The sequence below is a fragment of the Lacihabitans sp. CCS-44 genome (genome assembly GCF_024343735.1).
Classification (GTDB): Bacteria; Bacteroidota; Bacteroidia; order Cytophagales; family Spirosomataceae; genus Leadbetterella.
This window is the reverse complement of the sequence record NZ_RJUE01000008.1, coordinates 78,589-89,473: the sequence shown is the minus strand read 5'-3', so window position 1 is coordinate 89,473 and position 10,885 is coordinate 78,589. Positions and strand designations below refer to the sequence as shown.

Here is a 10,885-nt window from a genome sequence, read left to right as displayed (position 1 = left end):
TATCGGGAAGCAATTCGGCTACGCTAATAGTAAGCAACATTAGAGCAGGTTTTGATACCGGTGTTTACAAAGCCATCGCAAACGGTTCTGGAGCTTGTTCTTTCGCAACTACAATAAGTGCCGAAGCCATTTTGAGTATCAATGCTCCAATAACCAATGTGAAAATTTCTCCAAACGCCGACAAATGCGAGGGCTCAAGTGCAATTATCGAAGCCACACATGACGGTGTCGTAACTGGCTATCAATGGTTTAAAAATGGAGAAAAAATACCTAACAGTACAAATTTCAAAATAGAATTCAATATCCTAAAACCTTCAGATAAAGGAACTTACACAGTGGAAATTTACGGACCCTGTGGAACAATAACTTCAACGGCCTCATTCCTAAATGTGACAGCATTGCCTGTAATCATCACCCAACCAATAGATGCAAAAAGATGTATTGGTGAATCAGTAACTTTCCAAATTGCAGGTACAGATTTCGGCTCGTTTAGATGGTTTAAAAACGGAGCGAATCTAAACATAACTACACAAAATTTAAATATACCATCAGTAAATGAATTGTCTAGTGGTCAATACATAGTCGATGTGTTTGGGGTTGGAGCATGTGCTACCAGAACTACTTCCAGCAGATTTACAAACCTTGAGGTTGGTAGTAAAATTGCCGTAGAGAAAATTACCAAAAACGTAAGTTGTTTTGGCTTGAGCGATGGTAGCATCCAACTTAAAACCACAGGAGGTTTCGGATCACCATACAGTATTACTTGGCAAAATCCATCCTCAGCAAAAGGAGAAACTGCGACCAATTTAGCCGCGGGACTTTATGAATTTACTATAGCCGACAGTCGAGGTTGTTCTCAAAAAGACAGTATGAGAATCTCTCAACCAGAAAAATTGTCAGCAAACTTAGTTTCAAAAACTCTTAACTATTGCGAAACTTCTGGAAAGGCGAGTGTTAAAACAGCGGCATTTGGTGGAACTAAACCTTACAAGGCCTCATGGAGTGACCTTCCTAATTTTGTGGAATTAGATAGACAAAATCTTAAAGCCGGCACTTACACCCTAAAAATTGTAGACGCAAACAATTGTGAGACTACTTTGGCAACAACCATTGAAGATTCAACTTCAAAGATGTCAGCGAAGTTGAGCTACACTCAACCATCATGTTTTGGCAAAGCTGATGCTAAGCTTTCAGTTTTGGCCACTTCGGGTAGAGGAGCTTACAAATACACTTGGAATAGTGTCAACTACACTGGTACGGCCTCTGAAATTACAAATCTTGCTGTAAATAATGAAAATGCACAAGCAATTGTAACTGATGCTTTAGGTTGTGAGGTAAAATCAGATATACTAAAACTAATTTCTCCAGTTGCCATTTCATTGAATATTACAAAGCAAAAAGAAGTTTGTCCTTCTAAACCTTTTGAAGTAAATGGTACTGTGGCCGATGGAACTAAATATGAATGGATCACTCCATTGGGTAAAAAATTACTCGGTGCTATAATCGTTGGAGACAGTATTGGGAATTACAAATTAGCTGTTACCAATTCTCTAGGTTGTGTGGCACTTGATAGCGTTTCGATAATTCCGAATGCCAATGTGAAGCCATTCTTTGCTTCGCCTACACAAGCCCCTGTGAACAAAGAGGTTGTATTTGTAGATTTAACCAATCCATTGGCCTCCAATGTAAAATGGATATATCCAAGTGCGGCTAAAATGATTTCAGAAGATCCTACAAGGCTCAAACTCAGCTTTGCTACCTTGGGTACATACAAAATCACCTCTCAAGTGACGGTCTCAGATTGTATTTACACATTCGCCAAAAACATCAATATAGTCGATAAACTCGATGACGGTGGATTTGCCCCACCATTTGGCTATGATATTCTTGATTTTACGATGTTATCAAATCCAATTACGAACGGGTTAGTTGGAATTAAACTAGACGAAGATCACCCTAAAGATTTCACGATTTCATTACTAAGTGTAAATGGAACTCAAAAAATCTTTACAAAGAAACTTGAGAACTACAATGACAATACAGTATTCTTTGAGATTCCTGCTAATCTCAATCCAAATACCAGTTACATCCTGACTCTTGAAAATGAAATTTCGAAAAAAGCAAAAAGAGTGGTAATCCTAAATTAAGCCTAAAACCAATATAATGAACAAATATTTTTCAAAACTACTATTTGCAATGATTCTACATCTCGGCCTAGCTGTAAGTACAAATTACAGCTTAGCTCAGAATGTCGATTTAGAAGCAATTACAAAGGCGAAGCCCTTGACAGTCAATGGCGTACTTAGCTTAAACTCGGTTTTTTCGTATGGACTTCCAAACGTAAACAGACCAGTGAATTTATTTCTTTCTGGAAATCTCAATTTCAATATTTTCAATACTATAAATGTGCCGGTGTCAATGAACTTTACCGATCGAAAAGTTTCATTATCGCAGGGATATTCATTTAACCAACTGAGCATAAACCCTACTTACAAATGGGCAACCGCACACATCGGAACCAATTATATGAACTTTTCGCCTTACACGCTTAACGGTCACCAGTTTCTGGGTGGAGGTCTAGAGCTCAAGCCAACCAACTGGAATATCCAACTGATGACAGGAAGGCTCAGGAAAGGTCAGTTTGTAGATACGCTAACCACGGGACCCACTTTTAAACGAATGGGCTATGGTGCCAAAGTTGAGTACAATCCTGGCAATTATGTAGCGGGTATCACTGTTTTCAAATCTAGTGATTTTGCCAATACTGTTCCGGTTGAAAAAAGAAAAGGCCCAGAGTCTGGAATCATCACTCCAGAGGACAATACGGTCATTGCCCTCAACTTTGGCACTACACTTTTTCATGCCTTACAAGTTAATGCCGAGTACAGCAACAGTGTACTCACAAAAGATCAGAGCACATTTTACGAGAAAGTAAAACTAAGAACCTTGGCAGGCATATTCGCAAAGACTAACGCCACCACTGAATCTTACAATGCTTTCAAGACCACCATTAACTATAATATTGCGGCCTCTAATACACTGATTGGTGGGGGTTATGAAAAAATAGACCCGAACTATAAAACGCATGGAGGTTATTATTTCGTAAACGACATCAGCAATTATACCGTCAACCTTACACAGCAATTATTCAAAAACAAAGTAAGTTTAGCGGCCAATATTGGTGTTCAAACAGACGATATCAAAAAAACCAAAGCTACTAATGGAAGGCGATTTGTCGGGTCTATGAATGCAAATGGTCAACTAAACGAAAAACTCAGCATGGGTTTAAACTTCTCCAATTTTCAATCTTACATGTTCGTAAATGATTTATACTCCAAAATCACCCGAATTCCAGGCTTGGAAATTGATAGTTTAGATTTTTCTATGATTTCACAAAACATTGCTTACAACATAAACCAAACTATCAAGAGAGATGAGAATCAGAATTCAGCCGTAGTTTTCAACCTCAATTTATTGAATTCTCAAAACAAAAGTGACAATAAAATAGACCCATTGAGCAAAACCAAAATAGCCAACGCCACGCTCGGATACAGCCACCAATTTATCAAAAAGGCACTGAGCCTTAATATAGGCACCAACCTAATAAGCAATAAATTCGCTACTAGTAAAATGTCTGGCTTTGGCCCATCGGTGGGTTTACAAAAAGGATTCCTGAAAAATAAATTTAATACCAACTTGAATCTTACATGGCTAAAAACCGAAACAGAAGGCACGGAGATTCCAGCATCAGGAAATAGCGTAGCTAACCTACAATTGGGAGCCAATTATAATCCCAAACAAAGACATAGTTTCAATTTCAATTCAGGCTTAGTGAAAAGCGGAGCCGTTAAACCATATTTAAACGGAAACATAGGCTACTCTTACGCTTTCTAAAAATATTATTCTATGAAAATTCAAATGAAAAAATTAATACAATCTAAGTACCTTGGACTACTGTTTTTGGCCTTACTATTGGCAAATTCAGCCATAGCTCAGCAGTATTTCCCGGTGGTGGCAAAATTTACGCAGCTGCCTCCCTACCCTATTTATCTGTCCGATTTCAGTAATCCCAACCAGACCAATCTGTCTATTCAAATGCAGATGAAGGATAATCAGATTGCTTCACGGCCGATTAGACTCAAACTTTATGTTGAAGGGCAGGGATTCAGAATAGAAAGCACCGAATTGGTACAAGGCGAGTCTCCTATCACACTTGCTTTAGGGCAAATTTATGATTTGCCAAATACTCAGGTGGCCAACTACTTTAAACAATACAATCTCAAAATCTCTTCAGAGCAATACAGTAAAGTATTTTCTGAAGGAACCTTTCGTTTTGGCGTAGAGGTAATAGACTTTGCCACCAATAGAGCACTTTCTGGTATTCAGTGGAGTACGCCGGTTTGGATTGCAGTGAATGAGCCCCCTGTATGGATAAATCCAGCAAACAATCTTGCTCAAACGCCACAGCAACCCCAAAACCTAAACTTTCAGTGGGCTCCACGCCATAAAAACGTGGGTGATGTAGAGTACGAATTCACCATCACCGAGCTTTTCATAAATGAAGGATTTAAAGGAAATATACAAAACCTTTTCCTATCACAACCACCATACTACAAGGTCAGAACAAGAGCCACCACCTTAAATTATAACGCCACTTTACTGCCGCTTCTTTCAGGCCGAACCTACGCCTACAGGGTTCAAGCTATAGCGAAACGTGGTTTTGAGGACGTAGGCGTATTCCGCAACAATGGATACACCGAAATACAGCATTTTCAGTATGGAGAGAAACTCAAGCCACCTACCAATCTAAAATTAACCTGGAATGACGACGCCAAGTCTTTGACATTCAACTGGAAAGGCCAGCCTGAGCACAAAACTTTCGAGGTCGAGTACAGAGAAAAAGGAAGCACCGGTGAATGGAAAAAACTGAATGTAACACCTAAAAATGGCTTGCTGAATGCCCAAAACATCGCTGGCCTAGAAGCGTACAGAAGTTATGAGTTTAAACTTGCTGGTATTGACGCTCAGAATCAAAGGGCTTCGGCCGAACCTATTAGCATTGAAGGAATCGCAAAAGACATCTACCTGAAAAAGACCGAACCCGAAGTAAAAATTGAGGGAAAAGTGCAGTGGGCATACTATGCCTCAGAAGAGGGTGTAAGTACGGATAAAAAAGATTTAATTCTGCAAAGTACAGGCAACAGCACTTCATCAACAAACAGACAAAGAAACACGACAAGTGAAATACTAAAAAAATCAAATATTGGAAACACAAAATTCAATTTAAAGGATGCGATTGTTTCGCTTTACAGTGGTGAAAACAGCAATTTTGATGTCAATAGTTTCAAAGAGAATGCCAGTTCTCTAAAACTCATAGAGACCGTTTCTACGGATGAAAATGGCAAGTATGTTTTCAAAAACAAGACCTTAAGACTAATCAGGGACCTGAAAAATCTGTATGTTTTTGTAAAATACAAGAACGAAGCCTTTTCTTCTACTTTGGTTAAAATTAATCTTGACGAGAACAATAACAGTACTCAGACTATTAATCCTATTGTAGTCCTGGCCAATACCATACGCTACTCGCCTGTTTTAGAGCCTGAAAAAATGATAACCCAAAAATCTGTGTTACAAATGGAGACTATCAGAAGCGGGTTTATGTTTATCAAAGTACCTAAAATGGTCAATGTGAATGTAGAACAAGACCTTCCTGGAGGATTAACCATTGACAATATCGAAGAAATCGGGCTCTATAGACTTAAAAGTATTGTTGACAAGCATCCTTATCTGAGCAACGAAGGAAATAGTGGCAGTAAAACCAATATCAGGTACAACAATGATGACTATACGTTGGTATCGCAGTATAGCAACACAGCCACCTCCGCACAAATATTCTACAACAAATTTTACAATGATAAGTTTGTGCTTAGAGTAAAACAAAAAGGTAGGAAAGAAGTGCTGTACCCAGTCAATCCGATTGAGAATTTTGAGGACGGAAAACTTGTCAAAGTAACCGACTATTTCAAATACAAATTGCCTGCCGCTACCCTCAAAGGATATGTCGCCAAGAAAGACTTGAAGACGCCCGTTGCTAATGCCACAGTTCAAGCCTTTGGTACTTCCATGAAAACCGATAAAAATGGATACTATGAATTTGAAATACCAAACAATGTAGCCCCAGGTACTAAAATTAGCGTATCAGCAAAAGATCCATTAAACACCTACAATGAAGACACCAAAACCGTAGAATATCAAGCCAACGACATCAGCCAAAACCTTATTCTTCGTGCCGAGGGAGTCGCAATTCAAGGTGTTTTGGTTGACGCAGGCGATAAGCCTGTTCAAGGAGCAAAAGTAATCTACAATGGCAAAGAGAGTACATCCAATGCCGATGGAATCTTCCAAATTTATGAGGACGGCAACGCTATTACCGGTGAAATTACCGTAGTTGCAGAGGGATTTGCCAACAAGAAACTTTCAGCCAGTGACTTTGTCAAAATCACTTTAACAGAGAGCGTTTTAGAAAATAATCAGAAAGAGTGGATTGAAGCTTCTAAGAATAAATCTCTGCTGAAATCGAACGCTCAGTATCAAAAAAATGATTTTAACTCGGTCTACAATAAGGAATTCAAAGAGCTAAACAGAGTTGCTTCTGGTATTTTTGAAAATCAAAAAATTGTTCTCGACAATCCTTTTAAAAACGTAAGGATAATTACTTACACAGCTGAAGACAAGCGGAAATTTGGAATGAGAAACATGAAGGACAGCACTGCATTTACCAATGTAGAGTCGCTGCTTTCAATAGCTGAAGTAAACACGACCATACCAGTAAGTGGATACAATACAAAAACCAAAGAGACGGAATTCAAGGTTAAAGTAACCAATAAAGAAAATGCTCAAGTATTGTATTTGGAAGAAGAACATACCCTCAAACTTCCTGCAATCACTCCTAAAAAGGATTCAATATTTACTTTCAAAATTAAGCTTAAACCAGCCGACTATCTTTACGGGGTGGTCAAAGACAGTACCATTTTTATAGATGGCGTTGACGACAAATCAAGCAAAAAACCAAGGAGAGGTGATAAACTAAACCCTTTAAAAGATGTAAAAATTACATTCGAGGGAGGTTCGGAGGCCACTTCTGACGCCGACGGTAATTTCAAAATTTTAGTAGCTAAAGATACCGAGCTTGCACTTGAAGGCAATCTTGAAAAATACAATAAGTCGGTGACTACCATTCCTGCTGGAAAAATAGAAGAGTATCTGAAGGCCGACAACAGAAAAGACCTCTATCTCGTAGAAAGAGAAAAAGACGTTCCAAACTTTACCAAACTTCTGGGTTTTGATGTGACTGTTGAATCAGCATCTAAAAACTCAGCTACCACTTTCTCCATCTCGGGTAAACTAAAACTAAAAACCGGAAAAGCTGGTGATGCCAAGGTAAACATGCTATACAAAGCAGACAAAACGGCTGAGTTGACCTTCAAGGATATTATAGTTACACCTGATGCCGCTAATAAAATTAATGCCATACCACTATTATCTCAGATTAACTTTGTTGAGAATGAAGCCGAACTTACCCTGTTCGACTACGCCCCTATCACACTTGAAGGTAGCCCCACTGGTGAGCCTTTCATAAGAATGCAGAAACTATTGGGCAAGGTTGGTGAAGGAAAAATCGGAGGTTCAACCCTCAAATTCACCAAAACCCACATCATGGGTGTGAATTTCGGAGAAATGGAATTAGAGGAAATCACCCCTGAGAAAGCCAAAAGCTTTGGCAAATTCAATGACAAGATTTCTGATGATAAGAAAACAGAGGTCAAAAAAGATATAAAGGCAGTAAAAGAGCAAAACGAGAAAAAAGAGGAAGCTCAAAAAGCCGAAGCAGTAGCCCAAAAAGAAAAAGCTGAACTGGCCGCTAAGGCTTTAGACTTGGCCAAAAAAGCACAGAAAGATACACAAAACGGTGGTTCTGAAAAACAAAAACAAGATGCCGCAGCGGCTGTTACAAAAGCCAAAACAGAAAATAAGGAAGCTCAGAAGGCCATAACCGAAATGATAGAAGTACCTGAAAAAGAGCCTATGTTCTTGACTTTTTCAACTTCATTTTTAGAAGAACTTCGTGATAACAAAGAGTATAAAATAGTATTCAAAAAAGCCGCAAACAAGGCTAAAAAAGGTGTTGATGAGAAAATAGACAATGCCAAAAATGATGTAAACACGGCTAAAGAAAAACTCACCAAACTTGAAAACACGAGCCCATACTTCAGAGTGGTGGGGTCTGTGGACAAGGCCAAAGAAGCAGTTTCTAAGGCAGAGTCGGCTCAAAAAAATACTGAATTTCAAAAAAACAAAGTAGGAGCCGACGAAAATTACATCAAATTCTCGGTGGGTTCGGTCAGTGTAGGCCCTCTGACAGGCATTTTCATGAATGTTGAGAAAAACAGTGCGGTTCTGAAGAAGAGCGGTGTTTCGTTAAAAGGTGTGATGAGTTTCCCAGAAATTTGGAAACTTAAAATAGACCGTCCGCTCATCGTTGAAAAAATCGAAGTCGACAAAAAATTTGACTTGAAACAAGTATCTTTTGCACTGGATAGAGGATATATCTATCAGCAAGCCGTAGCTGACAGTTGGATGTTTAACTGGACCAATTTCCAGATATTCAATAACTTCAAAGGCTACGGAATTGGCGGTAAGATATTCGCAGACAAAGAAAACTTTGTACACGTTAAGTCCTTGGCTCTCTCGGTAGTAGATGGACAAGTATTTCCAAACATCGAGCTGGACTTACCAGAGAACGGTTTCAGAGTTAGATCTCTCAGGTTCAAAACTCTCGGTAAGAGAAGCATTAGCCTAAAATCTAATGTTGCCGAAAAAAGCTATGAATTTGATGGCTCTCTACAAATCATTAAAGATGACAGTGCTCCTACTGCGACAGATACTGACTCTACAGACAAGTTTGGAAACAAACTGAGTGAGTTGGAAACAAAAATGAAAACCCAAAATCGTTTGAATGCTGAGGAGCAAGCCGCACTGAAGGAAGCTAAAAAAACACCTGAGCAAAAAGCCAAGGAAGAAGCCGATGCAAAAGCTAAAGTTGAAGAATCAAAAACCAAAGCTGAGGCAGCCAAGAAAACCGGAGTTGAAATCTTCCCTCTTGAAGTGCATAGATTTACATGGTCTACCACTGGTAAATTTGCGGTAGCCGCAAAGGTTGGTAAATTTATGGTCGGTGGTGCCGGTATAAACATCCGTCGATTGGTGTTCTCAAAAGGTGGCAAACTCAGAAAGAGTGAAATTGACGACATGCTAAAGCTATCGGACGATGACTTAGCCAAATTGTCAAGTACTACCAAATTCAACGACAAACAGACAGCCTTTAAAACAGACTCTACGGGCACCACAAGCCAAACAGGAGCTTTAAGTGCGGAAAGCCAAAAACTCCGAGAAGGTGTTGGATCGGGAAATTTATCTGTGAAGGCTGTAGAGGATAAAGTAGCCAAAGAAGATCCCAATGTCAACTGGGCATTTGGATTTGCCGGTGGCTTACAGATTGAAGGCGGTCCCAAATCCATTTCATTTGATTCTGACGTATCTCTTATCGTAGGCGATTTTGGTAAAGGCACTGAGTTTCAGATAAACGAAATCATGCTCAAACTCGACGCACCAGCGGTAAGAGGCTTTGCAAAAGTAAAAGTATCGCTAACAGGACCTAAAATAGGTATGGAAGGAACAGGAGATATCGAAACGGCCGGTTATAAATTTGCAGCCTCTCTGAAGTACTACAAATACTCTACAGGAGAAATAGAAGTTGGTGCCGCTTTCCAAACATCGGCCACCATTCCGATGGGTTCTATTACCTGGACATCCGTAGGAGGTGGTCTTGACCTCGACTTTAAAAATAGCAAATACAAGGTGTTCTTAATAGGAAGTGCCATCAATACAGGTACCAGTAAAAAAATAGCCGAGTATAAAAACGTTACGGTCGCAGTAGAATTTGATGGCAAAACCTGTGGTGCCAAGCCTGTTATAAAAGGTGGCATGGAACTCTGGACCAAAGAGGAAAAATTCTGCCAAACGAGCATTGAGTTGGATTTTTGCAAAATGAGAATTATTGCCAAAGCCAACTGTTTCAAAGAAATTATTGAAGGTTCCATGGCCGAAATCAACGCCCTGGTAACCATTTCTCAGGACGGTTTCTTTACTGGTGCTACGGTCAGAACCGAAATTCTTGGCATGAACGTAAATGGTATTTTTGCTTTAGGAGTAGAGTGCAACACGGCTTCGCCTAGAATGCCAGCTGAAATTTCGACTTACAAAATGCAGTTGCCGAAATATGTTTACAAAAACGATAACGTAACATTCACAGGTATATTCCTCGGCTTCGACGTAGCCAAAGAGTTCAACTCTGAAGATAAAATGAGTGCTTTGGGTGTGAAGATTCTGGCCTACAAAATAAAGGCAGAATTCCGAGGAAAAGCTTACGCTGGAGTAAACTTTACCAATGGTAATTTTATGATTGGCACTGACTCTAAAATGGACATGGAAGGCTTCGTATCATTCTTGGCTTTCAAATTAGACGGAAAGCTAAACCTCGGTATTAAAGCTGAAGGAGGAAAAACCTCTGACCTAGGTTGGAATTTCATGGCAGCCGCATACGGTAAGCTTGAAATTGCCACTGGCGACCATAAAAACAAAAATTGTAATGATTACTGCGTAACCTGTCTAACCTGCAATAGTAGATGGAGGTGGAATCCAGTTCCAAGATGCTCGAGATACTCTAATGCTTACGCAAAAGTTTGTCTTGAAGGAAGATTTGGTGTGAGTTATCGCCAAAAAGGAAACGAAAGTGGTTGGAGAAGAATAAAGAATTAATAAAAAT

At 39.4% G+C, this 10,885-nt stretch carries 3 protein-coding genes; all 3 read left to right on the top strand.

Annotated elements, in window-relative coordinates; all coding sequences use genetic code 11:
* Positions 1-2,147, top strand: a 2,147-nt coding sequence (locus tag EGI26_RS05960; protein WP_255077011.1) for a hypothetical protein, incomplete at its 5' end; no start/stop codon positions are given.
* Positions 2,148-2,163: 16 nt separating this feature from the next.
* The gene (locus tag EGI26_RS05955; protein ID WP_255077010.1) at positions 2,164-3,894 is read left to right on the top strand and encodes a hypothetical protein; all 1,731 of its coding nucleotides are present in this window, start codon (positions 2,164-2,166) and stop codon (positions 3,892-3,894) included.
* 24 nt (positions 3,895-3,918) lie between these two features.
* Complete coding sequence (locus EGI26_RS05950; RefSeq protein WP_255077009.1) at positions 3,919-10,878, top strand: fibronectin type III domain-containing protein; 6,960 nt, start codon at positions 3,919-3,921, stop codon at positions 10,876-10,878.
* Positions 10,879-10,885 lie beyond the last annotated feature (7 nt).

Bases quoted from the DNA above. Each gene is read 5' to 3' on its own strand.
- EGI26_RS05955 (WP_255077010.1), top strand. From the start codon at position 2,164: ATGAACAAATATTTTTCAAAACTACTATTTGCAATGATTCTACATCTC.
- EGI26_RS05950 (WP_255077009.1), top strand. From the start codon at position 3,919: ATGAAAAAATTAATACAATCTAAGTACCTTGGACTACTGTTTTTGGCC.